This is a genomic window from Flavobacterium frigidimaris (genome assembly GCF_002217275.1).
Taxonomy (GTDB): Bacteria; Bacteroidota; Bacteroidia; order Flavobacteriales; family Flavobacteriaceae; genus Flavobacterium; species Flavobacterium aquidurense.
Map to the genome: position 1 here is coordinate 112,837 of NZ_MUGV01000013.1, position 25,426 is coordinate 138,262.

Below are 25,426 nucleotides of genomic sequence, written 5' to 3' on the forward strand. Positions count from 1 at the left end.
AAATGTGGATTATAGTATCCTTCTTAAATTCTTAAGGAAAATCTTAACATTAACGTATTCAAATATTGATTAAATTTAGCTTAATTAAAAATTGACATCCAGGTGGATTCACTAAATCATCATGATAACCAATTAGTTAAAATCTATTTTACTCAATAAAACATACCGTTATGATAAAAAGAACAACCAGAACCCCAGCCGTAAAAAATACTGAAACATCAACAGCAGAAACTACAAAAGAAACTACCTCAGTAGAATCTAAACCAGCTGCTCAAACGCCAACACCAAAAGCAATAACACCAAAAGCTCCGGTTAAAAGAGCGCCAAGAACTGCGGCTAAAACTCCGCCAGCAACTGTAAAAGCAACGGCTCAAACTCCGGTAAAACCAGCCTCAAAAACTACTCCGAAAGCGGTAGTTAAAAGAGTGACAACTTCTACACCAAAAACGGCAGGAGTAACCCCGGAAATCATTGAAATTAAAACGATTGAAAAGCCTAAGGACAATCAGGCTGTTTTAAATATTGAAGAAATTGCCTTAGAAATTGTAAAAAACAAATCGAAAGACAAAAAAATAAAAAGCAAGCTAAAAGAGAAAAAAGAAAAGGCTAAGAAAAGAGAAAAAGCTATTAAAGCGGTTATCAAAAAACTGGAAAGAGCCAAAAATGCAAAATTAAAAGCGGAAGCTAAGAAGAAAGAAAAAAAGGAAAAAGACAAGATTAAGAAAGTAAAGGCTAAAGCTAAAAAAGCCGAAAAAGAAAAAGCTAAAAAGGGTAAATCAAAAGATAAAAAGAAGAAATAATATTTGAAGAAGGTTTGACTTGATTAAAGTTGAACCTTTTTTTATGCGCTCCAATGAGTCATTGCGACGAACGAAGCAACCACACTACAAATACTAAAACCGAAATTGACACCTGGCATGTGACTGCTTCGTTCCTCTCAATGACCCAAATGTGCAAAATCACCCCCCAATCGCAATCATACTGCGATTATCAAAATGCAACGTAGGATCATCCATTTCAGAAACAGTAACCATTCCTGCCCTAACCTTCTTTTTATTTTTAATAGATTCTGAAATCAAATCGGTTATCGATTCGCCATTTCTAAAAGCTGTCAACAAATCGGTTTCTGAATTAGAGAACAAACAATTCTTGATTTTTCCATTTGCCGTCAGGCGGATTCGGTTGCAGCCATCACAAAACGGATTTGTAATGGAACTTATGATTCCGAAATCTCCCTGAAAACCTTTTATTTTATACGTTCTCGCCGTGAAGTTTTTTTCGTCTTCTAACTTTTGAATTTCTTCAGATGAAAATATAGTATTTACTTCTGATAAAATCTCATTTTGTGATACCATTTTACTTCTGTCCCACTCGTTTCCGGCAAAAGGCATAAACTCAATAAAGCGAACTGAAATTGGCAAAAACTGCGTTAATTGAACAAAATCTGTAATTTCATTTTCATTAAAACCTTTCATCAAGACCACATTTACTTTTACATGAAAATCATTATTCAAAAGCAAATGCAGGTTATCAATAACTTTCTCAAACTGATTTCTAAGTGTTATCGTGTGAAATTTAGACGAAACCAAAGTGTCTAAACTCAAATTGATTTTTTTGATATTGGCTTCTTTCAAAGCATCAATATGACGGTCAATTAAAATACCATTTGTAGTAATTGAAAGAGACGTTTTTAAAGTTGATAATTTCGAAATAATCTCAGGAAAATCTTTTCTCAATAAAGGTTCGCCGCCCGTTAATCGTATTTTATCAACGCCATTTTCCACGAAGATTTGAGCCAATGCAAAAATCTCTTCAGCCGTCATTAAACTGGCTTTTGGAGACAATGCGATTCCGTCAGCAGGCATGCAATACGTACAACGTAAATTGCATTTCTCCAGTAACGAAATACGCAAATAATTGTGTTTTCGCCCAAAATCATCCGTTAAAATGGTTTTAGAGGGTGTCATGATTTTTTCCTTTTAAAATATGAAAAACGTGCATTACATGAGGGAAAACTGCATCCATCGATTCTCTGGCTCCGTTGGTTGATCCCGGCAAAGCCAAAACCAAACTTTTTCCTAATGTTCCTGCCACTGTTCTTGATAACATTGCATATGGCATTCTTTGTTGTCCGTAATTGCGAATGGCTTCTTCAATTCCGGGTATTCTGCTTTCTAATAACGGTGATAACGCTTCAGGTGTGACATCTCTGGGAGATAAACCTGTTCCACCCGTAAAAATCACCAATTGATGTTCTTTGGCGAAAGCCCTTGCTTTTTCCTGAATAATATCAATTTCATCCGGAATAATTTCATAATGTGAAGTTTCAACTCCGTAAGAAGTTAATTTCTCTACAATGATTTTTCCGGAACGATCTTCCTTATCGCCTGCGAAAATCGAATCAGAACAAACAAAAACGGCTGCTTTTATTGCATTCGGAAATTTATTTTTGAAAGAAGATTTTCCGCCTTCTTTATTAACTAATTTAATGGTTGAAATTTCGATTTCCTTATCAATTGGTTTCAACATATCGTACATTGTCAAAGCTACAATCGAAGCACCGTGCATGGCTTCAACCTCAACACCTGTTTTGTAAACCGTTTTTACATTAAATATAATCTGAATGGTCAAACCTTCAATTTTATATTCCACCGAAGTAAATTCAATTGGAATTGGATGACAATCCGGAATGGACAAATACGTATTTTTAACAGCAAATAATCCGGCTGTTTTTGCCATCTCCAACACATTTCCTTTTGGAACCAGATTATTCACCACAGCATCAATTGTTTCCTGTTTACTGACTTTGACAATTGCTGTTGCCGTTGCGGCTCTTAAAGTGTTTATTTTATGCGTAATATCAACCATTAGTATTTTGTTTCCAGGTGAATGTATCGTTTTCAAACATTTCTTTACCAAAAATCGGCACGTCGGTTTTGATCCAGTTTACAATGGCTTCTGTTGCTTCGTAAACCTGTTTTCTTCTTGTTGCCGAAACAAAGACAAACAAACAAATTTCGCCTGCTTTCACAACACCTAAACTGTGATAAATATGCATACAGGTTAAGTCGAATTTAGCAAAAGCTTTTTCACGAATGGCATGCAAAGCTTCGTTGGCCATATCCGTATAAGCTGAATAATCAATCGCGACAACGGTATTATCGTGAATCACATCGGCACGAACTTGTCCCAAAAAAATATTGTGTGCGCCAATTGTGTGTTTCGATTGGTGTTTGGCGATAGATTCGGCTATGAATTCAGGAGCAATTGGCCCTTCTACAAATACATTTTTACTCATTTTTCTTTTATTTTTTTTGAGGTTTTTTCCGCCACGAATTCACGAATTAAAAAATAATCATTCGTGAATTCGTGGCGGAAAAATTTCTCTAATCTGCAATTTTTTCTTTTACTATTTGGCTTAAAGCCAAAGCTCCTCCGGCTATACTTTTTACACTCTTGAAATTCTTTCTTTGAAGCAATTCGGCTGCGATTTTACTTCTGATTCCGGATTGGCAATAAACATAAATGGTTTGATTTGGGTTCAGGTTTTCAATTTCATTTTCTAACTTCATCAGCGGAATCTGAATTCCATTTTTGAAATTAATTTTCGGAAGTTCGTCTGCGTTTCTAACATCCAAAAACAAAACTTCATCATTATCAATTTCATTCACAATTACCTCTGCAGCAATTTCTTCAATCTGATTTTCAGCTACTTTATATTTTTCTTCAAAAGCCTTTTTATCTAGTTTAGCAATTGTATTCTTCTCAAAGTCATACTTTTGCTGTTGGTTATTTAAAATATTATAAACCAATATTTTACCACTCAACACCTCTCCAATTTGTAGAATCATTTTGATTACTTCATTTGCCTGAAGCATGCCAATAATGCCGACTGAAATTCCGATTACTCCCGCATCTTCGCAATTTAAAGACTGACTATTTTCATCTGGATACAAACATTTATAAGTTGGTCCGTTTTGATAATTGAAAACCGAAACCTGTCCCTGAAATCTAAAAATCGATCCGTAAACCATTGGTTTATTTGTGACTAAACAAGCGTCGTTAATTAAATATTTAATTGAAAGATTGTCTGTCGCATCTACTATAATATCATATTGTTCAAATAATGAAATGGCATTTTTTCCTGAAAGTTTTTCTGCAATCGCATTCACTTTCACTAACGGATTTAATTCCGAAACCATTGCTTTGGCTTCCTCAACTTTGTATTTTCCAACAGCCGACGTTTTATAAATTACCTGACGTTGTAAATTGGAAATTTCAATCACATCATCATCAACAATTCCAATTTCACCAACGCCGGCTGCAGCCAGATAAGGCAAAACAGCAGCGCCCAAACCGCCTGCACCAATTATCAAAACTTTCGCTATAGATAATTTATGCTGACCATTCTCTCCTATTTCAGGTAGAATTATTTGTCGGTTATAACGTATTGAATCATTCATAAAATTCATTATTTACCCGCCTGCAAAAGGTGGCAATAAAGCGACAACATCACTTGTCTGCAATTTATAATCGGTTGTTTTTGGCACTATTTTTTGATTGACAGCCACACTAAAACTAAGGGAATCGAATTGGTATTTTATTTCTAAATCCTGCAAGAATTGTTGCAGTGAAACTTCAGAAAAAGGGATTTTTTCGAATTCACATTTGGTCTTTTCAGCCACAGCTCCAAAATATTTAACTTCAATCATTATTCTAAATTTAAATTCTGAAAGATAAACTCATCATCAAAATGCTCCTGAAAATAGGAAGTCAATTTTGAAGTATTTTTTACCACTTCACCAATCACAATAATTGCCGGTGAAGAAATCTTCTTTTCTAATACCAATTTAGTAATTGAACTTATAGTTCCAACTACTTTTTGCTCTGTATTTTTTGTTCCGTTTTGGATGATAGCTATCGGCAAATCATCAGTTCGGTTTTCTTTATAAATCGAAATTATTTCTTCCAGTTTATGCATTCCCATCAAAATCACCACCGTTGCAGCCGACTTTGAAGCCAAATATACATCTTTAGACAATTCGTGATTTGAAGTCGTTCCGGTAATTACCCAGAAACTCTCAGCAACCTGCCGTTGTGTCAAACTAATTCCAACTGAAGCCGGAACACCTAAAGCAGATGAAATTCCGGGAACAATAGCGGTTTCTAAACCAAATTGCTCGACGTAATCAATTTCTTCGCTTCCTCTCCCAAAGATAAAAGGATCTCCACCTTTCAAACGCACCACATGTCCGTGTCGATTTGCCATCGAAACAATCAATTCGTTAATCTGATCCTGCGTATAAGCATGACATCCAAATCTTTTGCCCACAAAAACAATTTCTGCATTTGTAGCATATTGCAATAATTCTTCATTTACTAATGCATCATACAAAACCACATCTGCTTTTTCCAGTGCTTTTATTGCTTTTAAAGTAATCAATTCAGCATCGCCAGGACCCGCGCCTACAATCGTTAATTTTGGTGTTTTTGAATTTCGCATAACTTCTAACTTAAATTGATATTAAGATCATTTAATTCGTCTGCCGAATTAATGTTGGTGAGATGAAAGTTTTCACTTTCGTCAATATTGAGAATTTGATGCGGAATTTTCGCCAGCAAATCCATCATTTTTAATTGATCGTTATCAATTGCGCTTTTGATAACGGGCAATACTTTTTTAGAATAAATTCCGATCAACGGATGTAATCTGCTTTCTGAAGCAAAAACTGTAATTCCAGCTTCGTTATTATGTTTTGAAATAAGTTCCGATAATAACTCCGTCGATATTAACGGAATATCACAACTTAAAATCAAATTAAATTCGGTTTCAGAATTTGTCAATGCTGTATATATTCCGCCCAATGGCCCTTTATCTATAATGATATCCGGTATTTTTTGATACGGTAAATAATCATATTCTTTGGTTGCCGTGATCAGTTTTATTTGATCTGTTATCGGCAAAATTGCCTGAATAATATGTTCAATAAATGGTTTTCCCTGAAACAGCACCAATCCTTTTTCAGACTGCATTCGGGAACTTTTTCCTCCACAAAGAATAAATACTGTTAGTGTTTTCATGACTTTCTTTTTTGTTTCAGGTTTTCTTTGTTTCAGGTTTCATGTTGAAATGAGGAAAAATTTTACCGCAAAGAGCGCTAAGTTTTTTTATTCATCGGCAACTTTAAAATAAGTTCGCAAAGCTAAATCTACACAAAGCTTTGCGAACTTTGCTATTTTGACAAACCGCTTTGCAAAACCTTGCGGACTTTGCGGTTAATTTTAATTTATTACGGAAAAATCAATTTAATACTGGCCAATAAAATCACAGTTCCTAAAACAATTTTTAATGTTTTATTAGAGAAATAACCGCTTCCATAATAGCCTCCCAAAACACCACCTACAACGGCAATCGGTACTAAATAAAAACTTTCTGTCGGAACTGTTTTTCCTCCTAAAAAGAAACCCATAATTCCGGCGAATGAATTCACAAAAATGAACAAACTCGAAATCGCTGCTGATTCCTTAATCGATGCCCATCCTAAAAACAATAAAATCGGACTCAATATAATTCCACCACCAATACCCAACATTCCGGATAATAATCCGATAACAAAACCAATTGCCAAGGCAAAAGGCAAATTAATCTGAACTGCTTCTTTTTCTTTAAAATTGAATATTCCGAACAATCGTAAGGCTGCAAAAACCAATACAACTCCCAAAATAATTTTATAAATTGTATTATCTAAAGTGATAAAACCACCAATAAATGCAGCTGGTATTGAAGCAATTGCAAACGGATAAAACAATTTCGGTTTAAAATAATTCATTCGATAATAAAAGAAAAACGAAATACTCGAAACAAATAAATTCAATAATAAAGCCGATGGTTTCATCACTGAAATCGGAAAAGCAAAAATCGTCATCAAAGCCAAATAACCCGAAGCACCACCATGTCCAACACTAGAATATAAAAAGGCAATCACAATTAAGGCGAAGCTAAAAAGGAGGATATTTTCGGAACTAAGGAGATTCATGGTTTTTGTTTCAGGTTTTTCTTTGTTTCAAGTTTCAAGTTCTATGCTGTATGTTTAAAATTACACACCGCTGTTTAAGCTTGAAATTCTTTATTCTTTATTCTTTATTCTTTATTCTTTATTCTTTATTCTTTATTCTTTATTCTTTATTCTCAACATCTTCTAATTAATCGGCAATAAAGTTACTAACTGTCCTTTTTTTAATCCTTCAACATCATCCGGAACAATCAATAAACTGTTAGCGATTGCAAACGTATTTAACATTGATGAAGCCTGACCGTCTAAAATGGTGACATTGGTTTCATCATAAAGTGCTTTTAAAAATAATGTTTTTCCAGTTGTATTTGTTATCGGCTCATTTAACTTGCGAACTAATTTTGGCAAATGAATATCAGCAAATCCCATTCGGTTTTTAATGGCAGGATAAACGTAGATATAAAAATTTGTCAGTGATGAAGCCGGATTTCCTGGTAATGCAAATACTAAAGTATCCTTTTTAGATCCGAAGAACATTGGTTTTCCGGGCTTTTGGTTTATTTTATAAAAAAGCTCTTCTACTCCATTTGCTAGTAAGGCATCTTTTACGAAATCATAATCTCCAACAGAAATTCCTCCGGAAATCAAAACAACATCATATTTATCAAGAATGCCTTTTAATGCTTTTTTTGTTGCCTTAAGATTATCTTTTACCTTATAAACTTTTGTTTTATTAATTCCGATTGTTTGAAGTGCTGCTTCTAACATAACCGAATTGCTTTCGTATATCTTACCTTTCGGTAATTTTTTCCCTGGTTTTACCAATTCGTTTCCAGTCACTAAAATCGCCACTTTTGGCTTTTTATAAACTGTAATTTCGGTGATTCCCAGACAAGCTAGAAATCCAATTGCAGCCGGTGTTATTAAAGTATTGGCTTCAAAAACAACTTCTTCTTTTGCAATTTGTTCTCCTATATTACGAACATTAGAAAATTGTGGCGGCATAGCGGCAATCAAAATCGAATCTTTATTTGCCAGTACATGTTCCTGCATCACTACTGTATCCGCATTTTTTGGAACAAAAGCTCCGGTAAAAATACGTACAGCCTCATTTTCATTCAGTTTTATATTCGAATGATCTCCGGCCTGTGAAGTACTTATTACATCATATTGATGTTTTTCACTGTGAATAAAAGCATAACCATCCATAGCCGATTGGCGAAAAGGCGGCATATCGATTGGAGAATACAATGTTTCTGCCAGGATATAACCCAACGCTTTTCGAACCGGAATTCTTTGAACCGGCATATTCGAACTGTTTGCAGCTACTATCGCTAAAGCTTCACTTACTTTTATCATTTTAAGAAATATAAACTACGTATAAATACTTATTACAAATATAAGTATTTATTCATAGGATGAATAAAAAATTTGAATTTATTTTAATATCTATAAAATTAGTCTAATTTATTCAAAATCAACTTCGAAAATGAAGCTAGTTTTTACATAAAAAACAGGTTTAAAACCTCAAAATGGTCTTTTCCAGATGTTTTTGATCTTTTTTCTTATCATACTAATGATTTTAAAACCTCATAAAACGTATAAAAAACTTACTTTTTCAGATTTAGAAATGAGATTTTTTAACATTTCTAACACTTGCAACGATTAGTGTAAAGTACTAAACATCAATTAATTACAATGTATTCAAATTCAAACCTGCAAGCCTTATTCAACCAATTTTAAAAAAAACTTCAGAAATTTTTGGTTTTTATTATATTAAAATTAACTTTGTCTATAGGATTAGTAGAGTTTAAAATAATATTTAAAACCATAAAGAACTATATTTTGAAAACAACCGAAAGCATATCGTATTTAAATCTTCCAAAAAAATATACTTATAACACATTTTGTTATATGTGCTTCTGTTGCTAAATCTCAGCAAATTCTTTTCGTTTAACGATTTTTTTAATGCACTATAAATCGGGACCAAAAAACGAAACTTTTAAAATTCAACACAAGAATTCCTTATTGAAAATTCCAAAAATCGATCTGATGCATTTATTTGTAGTGAGATGATTCTTGAAACTATACCTATAAATCAAAAAAAATAATTAACAACTAAAAAAACTAAAAATGAAAAAGATGCACCGCTGCTGTATATAAATAAAAAAAGCCATTTCTGCGGCAACAGAAATGGCGAGGCTTAAAGAATATTTATCGCTAAATCAAGAACACATTTTAGAGTGCTGAAAAATCAGTGCCCAGGGTGCCTTGTTAATTACTTAAACCAGTACAAAGAAATGAAAAAAAATTTAAAAATATACGCAATACTATTTCTCCTGCTTCTGACGGCAGGGGTTAATGCTCAAAACACGACGCCTTTAATTCAGTCAAAACTAGATGGAACTATTGTTGATGACGTTACTAATCAACCTATTATTGGTGCTTCTGTTGTTATTAAAGGAACAACTCACGGGGTTCAGACCGATGCAGAAGGAAAATTTTATTTTCAAACCGGTCAGAAATTACCTTATACTCTAATCATAAGCTACATTGGTTATAAAAAAACCGAAGTTATTGTGGATAAAAATCCAGTAACAATCGGTATAAAAGAAGAACGTCAGGAACTAGATGAATTGGTGGTTGTAGGTTACGGTTCTCAAAAACGTAAAGACATTACGGGTTCTGTAGCTTCAGTTCCAAAAGCAAATCTTTCGCAGGTTACCTCATCAGCAGATAATTTATTACGTGGCGCAATTCCGGGAGTGGTAGTTACACAAAGTTCCGGTCGTCCGGGAGCATCTTCGAGTGTGCGTATTCGAGGAGGAAACTCCATTACCGCTGGTAATGAACCGCTTTATGTTTTGGATGGAATATTAATTTACAATGACAATAACAACAGTACCGCCGGTGTAGCTAATGCCGGAGCAACTGTCAATGTATTATCAACTATTAATCCTGCGGATATCGAATCGATTGAAGTGTTAAAAGATGCTTCTGCAACAGCTATTTATGGATCAAGAGGGGCTAATGGAGTTGTAATTATTACAACCAAAAAAGGAACAAAAGGTCAGGATAATATTTCGTACCAGGGTTATTTCGGATTCCAAAATGTTTCTAAAAGATTACACATAATGAACGCCAGCCAATGGGCAAGTTTGCGCAATGACGTGCAGGCTAGTATTGGTCAGGCTCCTTCCTTTTCTGCAGCTCAAATAGAAGCTTTTAAAACTTCAGGAAGTTATGACTGGCAGGACGCTATTTTTAGAACGGCCGCTCCGGTACAAAACCACCAATTGTCTTTCTCAGGTGGAGATGAGAAATCAAGATATGCTATTTCAGCAGGATATTTTCAACAGGAAGGAATCGTAATTGCTTCTGATTTTAAAAGAATTTCGCTTCGTGCCAACTACGAAAGAAACTATTCCCAAAATTTTAAATTTGGTGTAAATGCTAATTACAGCAACTCGGTATCAAATGGTATTGGAACAAACGGTGGTGCAGCAGCCGGCAGACAGCCCAATCCGTTAGTAGTTGCTTTATATCAACCTCCTGTAGTTCCGATTAAAAATGCAGATGGAAGTTATAATTTGACTAATAATCCTTATGCAACGGCTGTAAATGGTATTGTTCCTAACCCAATTAATGATTTGGAAAATACTACCAACGAAACTAAAATCAACAGAATTTTGGCCAGTTTATTTGGTGAATATAAGATTACCAAAAAACTTACTGCAAAAGTGGCTGTCAGCGGAGACGTACTAGATACTAAACAAAATTATTACGCACCATCAACAACAACTACCGGAGCCGGAACTAAAGGTTTAGGTTCTGTAGGAGATCGATTAGTGAGTTCAGTCCTAAATGAAAATACATTAAACTACAACACTACTTTTGGTGAAAATCATAAGTTCTCTGCTTTGGCAGGATACACACTTCAATATACGGAAGGTGAAGTAGTAAATGCAGGTGCCAATACTTTTGTAAATGATGCCAATACTTATAATGCTCTACAAGATGGAGTTCCGGTAAAACCTTATACAGACGCTTTTGAAAGTGTTTTGAAATCATGGTTAGCGAGAGTTAACTATTCTTATAAAGGAAAATACAACTTCACGCTTTCAGGTCGTGCAGATGGTTCTTCAAGATTTGGGTCAGAATCGCTTTGGGGTTATTTCCCTTCTGCCGGATTTTCCTGGAACATTACCGATGAAGAGTTTGCCAACAACATTAAAGGCGTAACCGAAGCTAAATTGAGAATTACAGCCGGAACAACAGGAAACCAGGAAATTGGAAATTATCTTTCTCTGGCTCAAATGGGGTCTGTTAACTATTCTTTTGGAGGAACATTATACACCGGTTTAGCTCCTACCCGATTGGCCAATCCGGATTTGAAATGGGAAAAAACAAATCAATATAACGTTGGTTTAGACTTATCCTTACTGGATAGAAAAATCAATTTTGTTTTTGATGTTTATTACAAAAAAACAAACGATTTACTAATAAGTGTGCCAATTCCTTTGACTTCTGGTTATGCAAGTGTACTACAAAATATTGGTGGAGTTGAAAACAAAGGACTTGAAATTGGTTTGATTACTGAAAATATCAAGACAGAAAATTTCTCATGGAATTCGAACTTCGTTTTCTCAACTAATAAAAACAAAGTAGTAGCAATTGGAAATGGAGTTGATCAATTCTTCCCTGTAGTTCCAAACGGATCTTTATTACAACAACAACCTGTTACGGTAAAAGTTGGTTTGCCATTAGGAACTTTCTGGGGATACAGAACTAACGGAATTTTCCAGACTCAGGAAGAAGTAAATACACAACCTAAAATAAACAGTTTGGCCAACACAAAAGTGGGGGACCGAAAATATGTTGACACTAACGGAGATGGTGTAATTACAGCACTTGACAAAGGTAATCTTGGAACCTCTCAACCGAAATTTGTCGGAAGTTTCAGCAATACTATTTCGTATCACGATTTTGATCTGAATTTCTCTTTTCAGGGCGCATATGGTGGAAAAATCTTCAATGCATTAAACCAACAATTAGAAATTTCAACTCTTGGAACAAATGCTAATGTTACGCTTGACGATCGTTGGACACCAACAAACCCAAGTAATGAAATTCCGAGAGCAACCAGTTCTCCTTTAGGAATCGTTTCGGAGCGTTATGTAGAAGATGCTTCTTTCTTGAGATTGAAACTGATCACTTTAGGTTATACGCTACCTAAAAGCATTTCAACAAAATTAAAAGCAAAGAGCATTAAATTTTACGTTTCTGCAGAGAACTTAATAACATGGACAAAATACACGGGTTACGATCCGGAGGTAAGCTCGTACGAACAAAACAACTTATATCCGGGAATTGACTTTGGTTCTTATCCAAACTCTAAAACATTCATTTCGGGCCTGAACATAACTTTCTAAGTAAAAAAATAAACGATGAAAAAGATATTTATAACATTCATATTTAGTGCCGGACTATTTGTATCGTGCACAGATTTAGAGGTAACACCAACCTCTTTTGTAACCGAAGATAATTACTTCAAAACACAAGACGATGCCGTTGCCAGTGTAAATGCAGTTTATGCATCATTAAGCCTTGATCCGGGAGAGCAAAGTTTATTCGGGAGAAACCTGTATTTCTTAACGGATATGGGATCTGATTATGCAGCGGCGGGAGTTTCTGCAACAAATCCTCAGGTAAGAGCAATGAGCAGTTTGACTCACGATGCTACTAATGACCGTGTGCAGGTAGCATGGCGACAAATTTATGCCGGAATCAACAGAGCGAATGTTTCGATTGATAATATCCCAAAAGTTGCTGGTACGGAAGCTGTTAAGACAAGATTGGTTAATGAGGCTAAATTCATAAGAGGATTATTGTACTTTCAGGCGGTTCGTATTTGGGGGGGTGTACCAATTGTTTTGCATGAGCCAACTTCTATTGAATTAGAAAGTTTAAAATCAAAAAGAGCTTCAGTTGAGGAAGTGTACACTCAAATTATTTCAGATTTAAAAGCTGCTGAAAATTTGCCATCAACTTATCCTGCAAACGATGCCGGGCGTGCGACTTCGGGCGCTGCTAAAGCGATTTTAGCCAAAGTATATTTGACCAGAAAAGACTGGCCAAATGCAATTGCAAAATCAAGAGAAGTAATTAATGGCGGATATGGTTATGCCTTATTTGAAAGTTTTGGAGATATTTTCGCAAAAGCAAAAAAGAATGGAAAAGAGCATATTTTCTCTGTTCAGTTTGAAGCCAATCAGGCAGGAAACGGATCTAGTGGAAATAATTTTCAAGCTACTTCATTTACCGGATTTACAGCAACAGAACCAGCAGATATTATTTCGGATGTAGCCTTGTTTTATGACATTTATGCAGCCGGAGATACCAGAAGAGATGTAAGTTATGCCAAACAATTGCTAAATCCTGCAACAGGAACGTTGTATACTTTTCCTAAACCAATTTTTAAGAAATACTTAGACTTAACCAATTTGGCAACTCCAGGTAACGTAACTATCAATTTCCCTTTAATTCGTTATGCCGATATTTTATTATCTCTGGCAGAAGCGATAAACGAACAGGGAGCACCAACGCCGGAAGCTTATGAATTGATTAATCAAGTGAGAAGAAGGGCTTTTGCTAAACCAATCAATACACCGGATCCAACGGTAGATTTAGTGGGATTAACGCAAACTTCATTTAGAGCAGCCATTCAGGAAGAGCGCAAAAAAGAATTTGTACAGGAAGGACAAAGATGGTTTGATCTGGTTCGTTGGGGAACTTTGGTTACTGAAGTGAAAAAAGTAACCGCTAAAAACTCGGTTTCAGAGAGAAATAATTTATATCCGATTCCGCAAAGCGAAAGAAATATCAATCCGGAAGGTTTACCACAAAATCCTGGGTATTAATAAAAGGCTTACGAGTAAATAAAATGATTAAAAAACTGCTCCTTATTGCCATATTGGTTGTTGCACAATTTCAGCTATTTGCACAGAAAAAACAACCTAACATCATCGTCATTCTGGCGGATGATTTAGGTTTCTCAGATATTGGTGCTTTTGGCTCAGAAATTAAAACTCCAAATTTGAATAAGCTCGCTAAAGACGGGCTTATTCTAAAGCAGTTTTACAATGCGGGGCGTTGCTGTCCTTCGCGGGCTTCATTGCTCACGGGTTTGTATCCGCATCAGGCAGGAGTTGGAGACATGGTTCAGGATAAGGGATTTCCTGCCTATCAAGGGTATTTAAACGAGCATTGTATCACGATTGGGCAGGCGCTTAAACAGGCAGGATATAACACCATCGTTTCTGGAAAATGGCACGTAGGTTTGGTACCATCAGCCTGGGCGGTTAACAGAGGGTTTGATGATTCTTTTACTTTACAAAACAACGGAAGCAGTTATTTCAACTCGGAACCTTTATATAACGACGGTAGAAAGGTTACTTTTTTGAAAGGAAATAAAGAAATTATTCGCAAGGATACTTCTACTTACCTGACTCAGGAGATTACCAATTTTGCTCTTAATTCTTTAGAAAAACAGCGCAATCAGCAACATCCTTTTTTTCTTTATGTTGCTTATAATGCCCCGCATTGGCCTATTCAGGCGTTACCGGAAGATATTGCAAAATACAAAGGCAAATATCTGGAAGGCTGGGATAAATTGAGAGCAAGCCGTTTTAAAAAATTAAAAGAACAAGGCATCATTGATAAAAACTGGGACTTATCAAATCGATTTGAAAAAGTGCCGGATTGGGAAAAATTAAGCGCCGAAGAAAAAGACAAATGGGATACCCGAATGGCAATTTACGCCGCCATGATCGACCGTATGGATGCCGGAATTGGAGAAATATTGCAGAAAGTAAAATCTTTAGGAGAAGAAGATAATACGATTATTCTTTTTCTTTCGGATAATGGCGGAAGTGCCGATGATGTGAAAAACTGGAATTATGTGACGCAAAAAAATGGAACACCGGGCTCCGTTGCATCAATCGATAGTTACGAAAGCCCGTGGGGAAATGTGAGCAACACGCCTTTTCAATTGTTCAAAAAGAACACCCATGAAGGTGGTATTGCTTCTCCCTTTATTGCTTATTATCCAAAGCATATTAAAGCAGGTACAGTAAGCAACAGGGTAAGTCATGTGATTGATATTTTTCCAACTTGTCTGGAGTATGCCGGTTTTCAATATCCGGATTCTTTTGAGGGAAAAAAACGCACGCCCTTAGAAGGTATTAGTTTAAAAAAGGAATTTGAAGGACAACAATCTGAGGCACATGAAGCTTTGTTTTGGGAACATGAAGGCAGTAAAGCAGTGCGAAAAGGACAGTGGAAAGCGGTAGCCGAAAACAATCAGCCCTGGGAATTGTACAATCTTGCTACAGACCGGACAGAAACAAAAAACCTCGCAAAAGCAGAACCAAAACTGCTCCAAACCCTGATTGAATTACATCAGCAATGGTCAGTAAAAGTAGGTGTCGAAGATTGGAATAAAATAAAATAGCATAGTTAAAATACTGATTACAGAATTCTATTAATTGTAATAACATAACAATACTATAAAATGGAAAAGTCAAAAAATAGCATTTCAATCAAAAGTCCTCAAAAAGGGCTTTTGATAACTGCAATACTTCTTGCACAATTTGGTTTTACACAAACGAAGCCCGAAGAATTTAAAGGTGTCATTGGAAAAACATTAGCCGAATCAAAAGAATATTGGCCAGAACCGGTTACAGCTCCAAAAGGTGCTCCCAATGTAGTCTGGATTATTTTAGATGATGTTGGATACGGAGCGTCAAGTGCTTTTGGAGGTCTAATCGAAACTCCTGTTTTGGAGAGTTTAGCCAATAATGGTTTACGATATACCAATTTTCATACTACTGCCATTTGTGCTCCTACCCGTTCGGCTTTATTGACCGGAAGCAATTCTCATAAAGTGCACGTTGGAGGATTTTCGCACACCATTATGTCGGCAGGATTTCCTGGTTGGGACGGAAGATTGCCTTCGAAAAACGGAACTGTTGCCGAGATTTTACGCGACAAAGGATACAACACTTTTGGTGTGGGTAAATATGGTGTAACTCCTGATGAAGAAGCAACAGATGCCGGACCTTTTGATCACTGGCCAACCGGAAAAGGATTTGAACATTTCTTTGGCTTTTTAGGTTCAGCAACAGATCAGTACAAACCAGATTTAATCGAAGATCAGGCGCACATTACACCTGACGGAAGACATTTGAGCGAACAAATTACAGATAAGGCCATTAGTTACATTCAAAAACAACAAAAAGCCGCTCCGGGAAAACCATTCTTTTTATACTATTCTCCGGCAGCCGTTCATGCACCGCATCAGGTAGCTACAAAATGGAGCGATCCCTATAAAGGAAAGTTTGACGATGGTTGGGATGCTTACCGCGAAAAAACAATTGCGAACCAAAAGAAATTAGGTGTTATTCCTGCTAATGCTGTTTTGCCTGAACGTAACCCGCTTATTGCAGACTGGAAAAAATTAACTCCGGATCAAAAGAAAGTCTATTCGAGATTCATGGAAGTGTATGCAGGATATCTGACGTATACAGATTATGAAATTGGAAGATTGGTTAATTATTTAAAAGAAAGTAATCAACTAGAAAATACGGTTGTCTTTGTTTTAATTGGCGATAACGGAGCCAGTAAAGAAGGTACCTTACAAGGCGCTGTCAATAGACAAACTTATGTAACCGGCGAAACTGACGAGACGGTATTCCAAAACAATTTAAAACGAATTGGAGAAATTGGAACACCTGAAACTTATGGAAATTATCCTTTAGGATGGGCTCAGGCAACCAATGTTCCTTTTAAAGACTGGAAACAAGATGCTAACTCAGAAGGCGGAACTCACAACCCTTTGATTGTTTATTATCCAAAAGGTATTAAAGAAAAAGGTGGAATCAGAACACAATACAGCCATGTAATAGATATTTTACCAACTACGCTTGATATTTTAGGAGTGAAAGCGCCTGAATCTATCAGAGAAATTAAGCAGGATACCATTCAGGGATACTCATTCTTCAATTCTTTGAATGATGCAAAGGCGGTTTCGAATCATAAAATTCAGCATTATTACATTTTTGGGGCAAGAGCTATCTACAATGATGGCTGGAAAGCGGCAGCGGCACATCACCCGAATTCAATTGAAGCTAAAGAGGCATTAAGCGATCCTAAAAAAGCGGGTCTTTTAAATGCTGATTTTGACAAAGATGTTTGGGAATTGTACAATGTCAACGAAGATTTCAATGAAAGAAAAGATTTAGCCAAAAAATATCCTGAAAAACTAGCCGAGTTAAAGAAATTATTTGATGAGCAAGCCAAGAAAAACAACCTCTATCCACTAATCGACTGGCAGGATGTTTACTTAAGAAAAATACACAAAACACCGGCTACAGAAGGAAAATCTGCTCAGGAATTATTGACTAAAGCAAACAAATAAAAATTTAGCTCAAAATCAGACTAAATCCATAGAATAAACAAAACATTAAAAAAAAAGAAATAATGAAAAAATTTAAAATTAACTCAAAAATCAAAAGTCCGCAAAAGGGACTTTTGATTACCGCAATACTACTTGCACAATTTGGTTTTGCACAAGAAAAGCAAGAAGAATTTAAGGGAGTAATCGGTAAAACTTTAGCCGATTCTAAAGAATATTGGCCAGAGCCGGTAACAGCGCCAAAAGGTGCACCAAATGTCGTTTGGATTTTATTGGATGATGTTGGATTTGGAGCTTCAAGTGCTTTTGGAGGTTTGATTCAAACGCCAACTTTTGATCAGTTAGCCAATAATGGTTTACGTTATACCAACTTCCATACTACTGCAATTTGCGCCCCTACCCGTGCGGCACTTTTGACAGGAAGAAATTCAGGAAGAGTTCACGTAAGCGGATTTTCTCATACTATATTATCTGCCGGTTTTCCAGGTTGGGACGGAAGAATTCCGTCAGATAAAGGAACAATTGCGGAAATTTTACGTGCCAATGGCTACAACACTTTTGCCGTTGGTAAATATGGCGTTACACCAGATGAAGAAGCAACAGATGCAGGTCCGTTTGACAGATGGCCAACCGGAAAAGGTTTCGATCATTTCTACGGATTCTTAGGATCTCAAACCGATCAATACAATCCTGACTTAGTGGAAGATCAGGTTCACGTGACTCCTGATGGACGTCATTTGAATGAATTAATTACGGACAAAGCAATCAGCTACATTAAAACACAGCAAAAAGCAGCACCTGGAAAACCTTTCTTTTTATACTACGCGCCCGGAGCAGCTCACGCACCGCACCAAGTGGCTACAAAATGGAGTGATCCGTACAAAGGTAAATTTGATAAAGGCTGGGATGCTTACCGCGAAGAAGTTATTGCGAATCAAAAGAAATTGGGCGTAATTCCATCAAATGCGGTTTTACCAGAACGCAACCCTTTAATTACGGACTGGAAAAAACTAACTCCGGATCAAAAGAAAGTATATGCCCGTTTCATGGAAGTTTATGCAGGATTCCTGACTTATACCGATTATGAAGTTGGAAGAGTAGTGAATTATCTGAAAGAAACCAATCAATTAGACAATACTGTAATTTTTGTGGCTATTGGAGACAATGGAGCCAGTAAAGAAGGAACTACAGAAGGAACAATCAACCAAAGTTTGTTTTCTCAGGGAGTATCTGAAGAAGAAAATCTGAAGAAAAACTTAGCTAATATCGACGAAATTGGAACTGCAAAAGGTTTAAACACCAATTATCCTTTAGGATGGGCGCAGGCAACCAATGTTCCTTTCAAAAACTGGAAACAAGATGCACAATCTGAAGGAGGAACTCATAATCCGCTGATTGTTTTTTATCCAAACGGAATTAAAGATAAAGGTGGTATCAGAAATCAATACAGCCATGTAACCGATTTACTTCCAACCATTTTGGATATTGCCGGAATCAAAGCGCCGGAATATATCAAAAATGTAAAACAGGATATTATTCAGGGGTCTTCTTTTTATGCTTCTTTGGAGAATGCAAAAGCAGAATCATTACACAAAGTGCAATACTACTACATTTTTGGAAACAGAGCGATTTACAAAGACGGTTGGAAAGCCGGAGCTGCGCATGCGAATCCGTTTACCTCATCAAAAACTACGGGTAAAAATCAAGCGCCTGCTGACACTAATTTTGACTCTGATGTTTGGGAATTATACAACTTAAATGAAGACTTTAATGAACGTAATAATTTAGCAGCAAAGTATCCTGAAAAATTAGCAGAACTTAAAAAACTGTTTGATGAGCAGGCAAAAGAAAACAATGTTTATCCGCTAATTGACTGGAACGATGTAATAACCAGAAAAATACACAATACAGATGCTGATAAAGGTAAAACGGTTCAGGATCTGATTAAACAAGTTGTGAAACCAGGAAATGGGACAACTGCTTCAGGAAGTTCTAATTAATTGCCATCAATCGGTTCTTTAAAAATTAAATAATGAAAAACTACAAATATAATAGCATAATCAAAAGTCCACAAAAAGGGCTTTTGATTACTGCATTGCTAATCACTCAATTTGGTTTTGCGCAAATCAAACCAGACCCAAATTACAAAGGTGTAATTGGCAAAACTTTAGCCGACTCAAAGGAATATTGGCCAGATCCCGTAAAAGCTCCGGAAGGTGCCCCAAATGTGGTTTGGATTTTATTAGATGATGTTGGATATGGTGCCACGAGCGCATTTGGAGGTTTGATCAACACACCGACTTTCGAAAAATTAGCAAATGAAGGTTTGCGCTATACCAACTTTCATACAACCGCTATTTGCGCCCCTACCCGTGCGAGTTTATTAACAGGTCGTAACGCCCATGCGGTTCACGTAGGTGGATTTTCGCATACGGCGATGTCTGCAGGTTTTCCTGGTTGGGACGGAAGAATTCCTTCATCAGCGGGAACTATTGCAGAAATTTTACGTGAAAATGGATACAATACTTTTGCGGTTGGTAAATATGGTGTAACGCCAGATGAAGATGCTACAGACGCAGGTCCGTTTGACAGATGGCCAACCGGAAAAGGCTTTGATCATTTCTACGGATTCTTAGGTTCAGAAACGGATCAATACAATCCTGATTTAGTTGAAGATCAGGCCTGGCTAAACGGAAATACAAGATTGAACAATTCAGGAAAAGACAAATCTAAAAATGAGTTTACAGCCGATCTTGGCGGAAAACATTTAAGCGAATTGATTACGGACAAAGCAATCACCTATATCGACCGCCAGAAAAGTGCAGCACCAAACAAACCTTTCTTTTTGTATTACGCGCCGGGAGCAACACATTCTCCACATCAGGTGGCAAAAGAATGGAGCGACAAATACAAAGGTAAATTTGATGAAGGCTGGGATGTTTACCGCGATAAAGTAATTGCCAATCAAAAAAAATTAGGTTTAATTCCTGCTAATGCAAAATTACCAACCCGCGATTCTTACGTAAAAGCATGGAATACTTTAACGCCGGATCAAAAGAAATTATATTCTCGTTTCATGGAAATTTATGCCGGATATCTCGAGTATACGGATTATGAAGTGGGCCGAATTGTAGCACATCTTAAAGGAATCAATCAATTAGACAATACCGTTTTCTATATTGTTTTAGGAGATAATGGTGCGAGTAAAGAAGGAACTGCGAACGGAACTATCGATCAGCCGTTATTCTCAAAATTATTTGGTGCACCAAAAGACGATCTTCAGGAAAACCTTTCTAAAATCGATATTTTAGGAACTCCGGATGCGATCGAAGGAAATTATCCTTACGGATGGGCTTTGGCAGCAAATACACCTTTCAAAAACTTAAAACAAGATGCACATTCTGAAGGAGGTACCCGTAATCCATTAATTGTTTATTATCCAAAGGGAATCACAACTCCTGGAATTCGTAATCAATACGGACATGTAAATGATATTTTGCCAACTACTTTAGAAACAATCGGAATCAAAGCTCCGGCAACAATTAAAGGAATTCCACAAGATTCTATTCAGGGAACTTCATTGGTGTATTCTTATAAAGATGCAAAAGCCGCTTCAAAACATAGCGTTCAATATTATTACATTTTTGGTTCCAGATCTATTTATAAAGATGGCTGGAAAGCTGCGGCTCCGCATCATCCTGATTTTATTGATATTGTTGATAATGGTGCTTTGGCTAAAAGTACGGGTCCAAGCACTTACGATAATGACGTTTGGGAATTATACAATCTGAATGAAGATTTTAATGAAAGAGTGAATCTGGCAGAAAAGAATCCAGCAAAATTGAAAGAACTACAGGCTGTATTTGATGATCAGGCGAAGAAAAACAACGTTTACCCTTTTATTGACTGGCAAGATGCGTTAAAGCAACGTATTCATAAAACAAAGAAATAATAACTATTTCAGAGCTGTTAAGTATTCTCAAAAAATGATTTAATAGCTCTGAAATTAAAAAAAGAAAATCATGGCAGCAACAAAACCACTTATCAAAAAAGGCATTTTTGCCTTAGTTCTTGTAGCAATTGCAGTTAGCTTTTATTACTTAACCATTTGGGCAACGCCTTATTATGTGCAAAATAAATTTGCCGAAAAAAGCCTGGGATTTGTCAATACACCACGATTTGGAGAGCAGCCGAATCCTGAAAACAACAGAGTAATTCCGCTACCAAATCCGGATTTTTTGTATTCGACAATCAATTATGATTTAAACGATAGCGTTTTGAAAATTTCAGGTGTTGTTCCAGATTCTACTTATTGGTCTATTTCAGCTTATCAGGAAAATACAACGAACTATTTTGTTGAAAATGAAGAAAAAGTAAAAGCCAAATTCGAATATTATCTTGCACCTGAAGGAAGCACTTCTGATGCATTGAAAAATATTCCAAAAGAAAAAATCATTTACAGTCCAACAACAAAAGGATTGATTTTGTTTCGCTATTTGGTTTCAAAAGCCTATCCGGTAAAAACATTAGCCGAATTACAACATGGTGTTACAGTAGAGAAATTAGCGAAGTAACCACAATCTTGTCATCCTGACGAAGGAAGGATTACACACGAAACTCGTCAAAGATTGACGAGCTACTAAAGGGAGCTTCTTGCGGGGATTTCTCGTTCCTCGGAATGACAAAAATTGCGCTTATCAACTTTGTCGCCACAGTTTTGTCATCCTGACGAAGGAAGGATCACACTCGAAACTCGACAAAGATTGGTGCTATACATTACGGAATTTCTAATATGATTTCTTGTTCCTCGGAATGACAAAAATGCCGAAAGAAAACGTTCAATTAAAAAAAAATATAAAAATGGCTTTAAATCAAAAAATTAAAAAAATAGCATTGGGATTAGGATTAGTCCTTCTCGCTATAGTATTAGGAAGCGGAATTGGCATCTACAATATCGCCTCTGGAAAAAGCAGCTCACAAAGAGTTATTGGAAATTGGCAAACTGTGGACAAAGACAAAGATCTTAATACAGCTGATTTACTAACAATTGCGCAAATATCCGTTTATGGAACTTACGCTTTGACGAAAAAAGAAGTAATCTATTTGAGTACAAACACCGATAGCGAAGGAAATGCCATAGATCCAAAATCAGATTATGTCATTAGCGGAAAAAATTTAGATGCTAAATACTGGAGTATTACCGCTTACGATCAGGATGGTTTTTTAATTAAAAATCCAATCAACACGTATAGTTACAATCTTGAAACTGTAAAATATGAAGCAGACAGCACTTCTTATAAAATCAATTTAGCGGCTTCAGAGAAAAAAGAAAACTGGCTGCCTATCAACAACGTTAAAAAAGCAACTTTGGTTATTCGTTTGTATTTGCCATCAGATGCACTTCGAAATAATTTAACCGTTGAAACGCTTCCAACCATTCAAAAAGTAAAATAATAAAGTGAATATTGTAACAAAATTTGAAAAAATTGCATAATAAAACTCTACTAAATCTGTAGAATTAATAGTTTTATTTTTAAATTTACAACTTCTTGATATACAATTAAAGCTTGAAATTTAGAATAAAAGAAAAAGAACATATATAAGTAATAAAAAAAGGAAATCATGAGAAAAGCAGATTACGAAGTAATAGGGAAAAAAATTATCGTTGGTGCGATTGTTTTTTTGGTGCCACTTGTCATTTTGGCGGGAGGTTTAGCATTAATTAATCAATTTTTAAAATAAGAAATCATGGCATTAGATCAAACAAGATTGAAAAGAGACTTAGGGATTAGTCTTTTTATTTATAGTTTGCCGGTATTGGCAATATTGCTTTATTTTAAACTAAATAATGGACATGTATCAGAATCACATCTGACATTGCCAACTTATTTAGAATTTTTGCAACCCGCATTTACAAACATCAGAAGTTGGGGATTAATTGCCTTCTCCATTGTTTTAGGAATTGTCGAATTTGCAGCTGGTTTGTATGACGAACATTGGACAGGACGTGAACGCAAAGTAGATATTATCTGTTTTTTGGCTCCAAAATTACTTTTACCTCCTGTAATTACATTTTTCAGCTTAACTGCATTACCTTATTTATTACCAAATTTGGCGAATACATTATCATGGGTTCCATTTTGGGGTGGATTTTTCTTAATTGCAATTGCTGATGATTTAACGCAATATTGGTATCACAGACTTCACCATCAGGTTCCGTTTTTATGGCGTTTTCATAGAACCCATCACTCTGCTCCATACATGGGAATGGCAATGGCTTCAAGACAAAACTTCCTTTATACCGTGTTTTTCTCTCAAATTTATTTGACTGCCACATTAACTTATTTAGGATTGGGAATTCCGGCTTTATTTGTTTTGGTAATTAAAAGCATTATCACTTTGGGAGCACATTCAAGCATCGCCTGGGATAAACCATTTTACAAATACAGAGCACTGCACCCAATTGCATGGGTTTTAGAGCGTTTGATTTCAACTCCCGCTACGCATCACGCGCATCATGCCGATACGAGCGGAGACGGTGTTGGTCACTTTAAAGGCAACTTCGGAAACATGTTTTTCATTTGGGATGTGATTTTCGGAACGGGTTTAATCACTCGTAAATTCCCTCAATCCTACGGAACTAAAACTTATAAAAGCGAAGAATGGTATGCTCAATTTTTATGGCCAATATTCAAATCTAAAATTGAAGGAAGTCCTTTAGCAGATGGCGTTCTTGCACTGCCAACTTCTCAAAAAGAAAATACGGTAGTAACAAATCAAAACGTTTACGAACCAGTACAGTCGTAAAAAATCAAATAAAATCTATGCAGAGCTATTAAATGTTCAATTTGATAGCTCTGTTTTTAAAATAAGAAATCATGGCGATAGTTCAAAAAGAAAAACTAACAAGAGATTTAAGCATTAGTCTTTTACTATACACTTTGCCGGTATTGGCAATTTACCTTTATTTTAAATTAAGCAACGGTGTTGTAAGCGAATCGCATCTTACTTTACCTTCTTTTTTAGAATTTACAAAACCCGCTTTCGAAAACATCAGAACCTGGGGATTAATCGTTTTTATGCTCGCTTTGGGAATCATTGAATTTACAGCAGGTTTATATGATGACGAATGGACAGGCGAAGAACGCAAAATTGATATTATATGTTTCCTTGTTCCAAAACTAATTTTACCTCCGGTAATTGCTTTTTTCAGTTTAACAATTTTACCGAATTTAATTCCGAATCTTGAAAATTCACTTTCTTGGGTTCCGTTTTGGGGAGGCTTTTTCTTAATTGCCGTAGCCGATGATTTGACACAATATTGGTACCATCGTTTGCACCATCAGGTTCCGTTTTTATGGCGTTTTCACAGAACACATCATTCCGCTCCTTATATGGGTGTAGCGATGTTGAACAGACAAAATTTTATTTACACGGTGTTTTTCTCTCAAATTTACTTAACCGCTACTTTGACCTTTTTAGGTTTAGGATTACCTGCCTTATTTGTTTTGGTTATCAAAAGCATTATAGTTTTGGGAGCGCACTCTAGTGTTGCTTGGGATAAACCTTTTTATAAATATAAAGTACTACATCCAATTGCATGGGTTTTAGAGCGTCTGATCTCTACTCCTGCAACGCATCACGCACATCATGCCGATACAAGCGGAGACGGTGTTGGTCACTTTAAAGGCAACTTCGGAAACATGTTTTTCATTTGGGATGTCATCTTCGGAACGGGTTTAATTACCCGAAAATTCCCGGAATCCTACGGAATGAAATCCTACAAACAAGAAGAATGGTATGCGCAGTTTTTATGGCCCATATTCAAATCTAAAAAAGAAGGAAGCGCCCTGGCCGATGGCGTCTTATCTATTCCTTTAAAACCAAAACCAGAAAATGTTACTCCGAGTCCGGTTTACGAACAGGCTCAATCCTAAAT

At 36.1% G+C, this 25,426-nt stretch carries 20 protein-coding genes; 11 read left to right on the forward strand and 9 right to left on the reverse strand.

Going from position 1 to position 25,426, the window contains the following annotated elements; all coding sequences use genetic code 11:
- Positions 1-170 precede the first annotated feature (170 nt).
- Positions 171-800, forward strand: coding sequence for a hypothetical protein (locus tag B0A65_RS06940; RefSeq protein ID WP_074658547.1), 630 nt, complete (start codon positions 171-173; stop codon positions 798-800).
- Between the two features lie 159 nt (positions 801-959).
- On the opposite strand, the gene moaA is transcribed toward B0A65_RS06940, so the two are convergent.
- The 9 genes from moaA to B0A65_RS06985 form a co-directional block, all read right to left on the reverse strand.
- Positions 960-1,967, reverse strand: a complete 1,008-nt coding sequence (gene moaA / locus B0A65_RS06945; RefSeq protein WP_074658548.1) for a GTP 3',8-cyclase MoaA — start codon at positions 1,965-1,967, stop codon at positions 960-962.
- Positions 1,954-2,868, reverse strand: a complete 915-nt coding sequence (moaCB, locus tag B0A65_RS06950; protein WP_074658550.1) for a bifunctional molybdenum cofactor biosynthesis protein MoaC/MoaB — start codon at positions 2,866-2,868, stop codon at positions 1,954-1,956. The genes moaA and moaCB overlap by 14 nt, the downstream gene beginning before the upstream one ends.
- Positions 2,861-3,298, reverse strand: a complete 438-nt coding sequence (locus B0A65_RS06955; protein WP_072972525.1) for a molybdenum cofactor biosynthesis protein MoaE — start codon at positions 3,296-3,298, stop codon at positions 2,861-2,863. The genes moaCB and B0A65_RS06955 overlap by 8 nt, the downstream gene beginning before the upstream one ends.
- Positions 3,299-3,386: 88 nt before the next feature.
- Positions 3,387-4,463 (reverse strand): HesA/MoeB/ThiF family protein, encoded by a 1,077-nt coding sequence (gene moeB / locus B0A65_RS06960; protein WP_083370414.1) that lies wholly within the window; start codon positions 4,461-4,463, stop codon positions 3,387-3,389.
- Positions 4,464-4,475: 12 nt separating this feature from the next.
- Complete coding sequence (locus B0A65_RS06965) at positions 4,476-4,712, reverse strand: MoaD/ThiS family protein (protein WP_074658553.1); 237 nt, start codon at positions 4,710-4,712, stop codon at positions 4,476-4,478.
- Entirely contained in the window at positions 4,712-5,503 is a 792-nt protein-coding gene (cobA, locus tag B0A65_RS06970) for a uroporphyrinogen-III C-methyltransferase (protein ID WP_074658554.1), read from the reverse strand. Before cobA ends, B0A65_RS06965 begins: the two co-directional genes overlap by 1 nt.
- 5 nt (positions 5,504-5,508) lie before the next feature.
- Positions 5,509-6,081 (reverse strand): molybdenum cofactor guanylyltransferase, encoded by a 573-nt coding sequence (locus B0A65_RS06975; RefSeq protein WP_074658556.1) that lies wholly within the window; start codon positions 6,079-6,081, stop codon positions 5,509-5,511.
- A gap of 209 nt (positions 6,082-6,290) precedes the next feature.
- Positions 6,291-7,037: a sulfite exporter TauE/SafE family protein gene (locus B0A65_RS06980; protein WP_074658557.1), complete on the reverse strand. Its 747-nt coding sequence runs from the start codon at positions 7,035-7,037 to the stop codon at positions 6,291-6,293.
- Between the two features lie 162 nt (positions 7,038-7,199).
- On the reverse strand, positions 7,200-8,372 hold the full coding sequence (locus tag B0A65_RS06985) for a molybdopterin molybdotransferase MoeA (protein ID WP_074658558.1): 1,173 nt from the start codon (positions 8,370-8,372) through the stop codon (positions 7,200-7,202).
- 941 nt (positions 8,373-9,313) lie between these two features.
- On the opposite strand from B0A65_RS06985, the gene B0A65_RS06990 reads away from it, so the two are divergent.
- The 10 genes from B0A65_RS06990 (at position 9,314) to B0A65_RS07035 (ending at position 25,424) form a co-directional block, all read left to right on the forward strand.
- Positions 9,314-12,445 carry a SusC/RagA family TonB-linked outer membrane protein gene (locus B0A65_RS06990; protein ID WP_074658560.1) on the forward strand — a complete coding sequence of 1,044 codons (3,132 nt, stop codon included), beginning with the start codon at positions 9,314-9,316 and terminating at the stop codon, positions 12,443-12,445.
- Between the two features lie 15 nt (positions 12,446-12,460).
- On the forward strand, positions 12,461-13,933 hold the full coding sequence (locus tag B0A65_RS06995) for a RagB/SusD family nutrient uptake outer membrane protein (protein WP_074658561.1): 1,473 nt from the start codon (positions 12,461-12,463) through the stop codon (positions 13,931-13,933).
- A 23-nt stretch (positions 13,934-13,956) separates the two neighbouring features.
- Entirely contained in the window at positions 13,957-15,525 is a 1,569-nt protein-coding gene (locus B0A65_RS07000) for an arylsulfatase (RefSeq protein ID WP_074658563.1), read from the forward strand.
- Between the two features lie 60 nt (positions 15,526-15,585).
- Positions 15,586-17,490, forward strand: coding sequence for an arylsulfatase (locus tag B0A65_RS07005; protein WP_074658564.1), 1,905 nt, complete (start codon positions 15,586-15,588; stop codon positions 17,488-17,490).
- A 62-nt stretch (positions 17,491-17,552) separates the two neighbouring features.
- Positions 17,553-19,487, forward strand: coding sequence for an arylsulfatase (locus B0A65_RS07010; protein ID WP_074658566.1), 1,935 nt, complete (start codon positions 17,553-17,555; stop codon positions 19,485-19,487).
- A gap of 32 nt (positions 19,488-19,519) precedes the next feature.
- Positions 19,520-21,439 (forward strand): arylsulfatase, encoded by a 1,920-nt coding sequence (locus B0A65_RS07015; RefSeq protein WP_074658567.1) that lies wholly within the window; start codon positions 19,520-19,522, stop codon positions 21,437-21,439.
- A gap of 70 nt (positions 21,440-21,509) precedes the next feature.
- The gene (locus B0A65_RS07020) at positions 21,510-22,061 is read left to right on the forward strand and encodes a DUF1254 domain-containing protein (protein ID WP_074658569.1); all 552 of its coding nucleotides are present in this window, start codon (positions 21,510-21,512) and stop codon (positions 22,059-22,061) included.
- Positions 22,062-22,347: 286 nt separating this feature from the next.
- Positions 22,348-22,941: a DUF1214 domain-containing protein gene (locus B0A65_RS07025; protein ID WP_207556411.1), complete on the forward strand. Its 594-nt coding sequence runs from the start codon at positions 22,348-22,350 to the stop codon at positions 22,939-22,941.
- A gap of 294 nt (positions 22,942-23,235) precedes the next feature.
- Entirely contained in the window at positions 23,236-24,294 is a 1,059-nt protein-coding gene (locus tag B0A65_RS07030; RefSeq protein WP_026984569.1) for a sterol desaturase family protein, read from the forward strand.
- A 71-nt stretch (positions 24,295-24,365) separates the two neighbouring features.
- Positions 24,366-25,424: a sterol desaturase family protein gene (locus tag B0A65_RS07035; RefSeq protein WP_074658574.1), complete on the forward strand. Its 1,059-nt coding sequence runs from the start codon at positions 24,366-24,368 to the stop codon at positions 25,422-25,424.
- Positions 25,425-25,426: the final 2 nt, after the last annotated feature.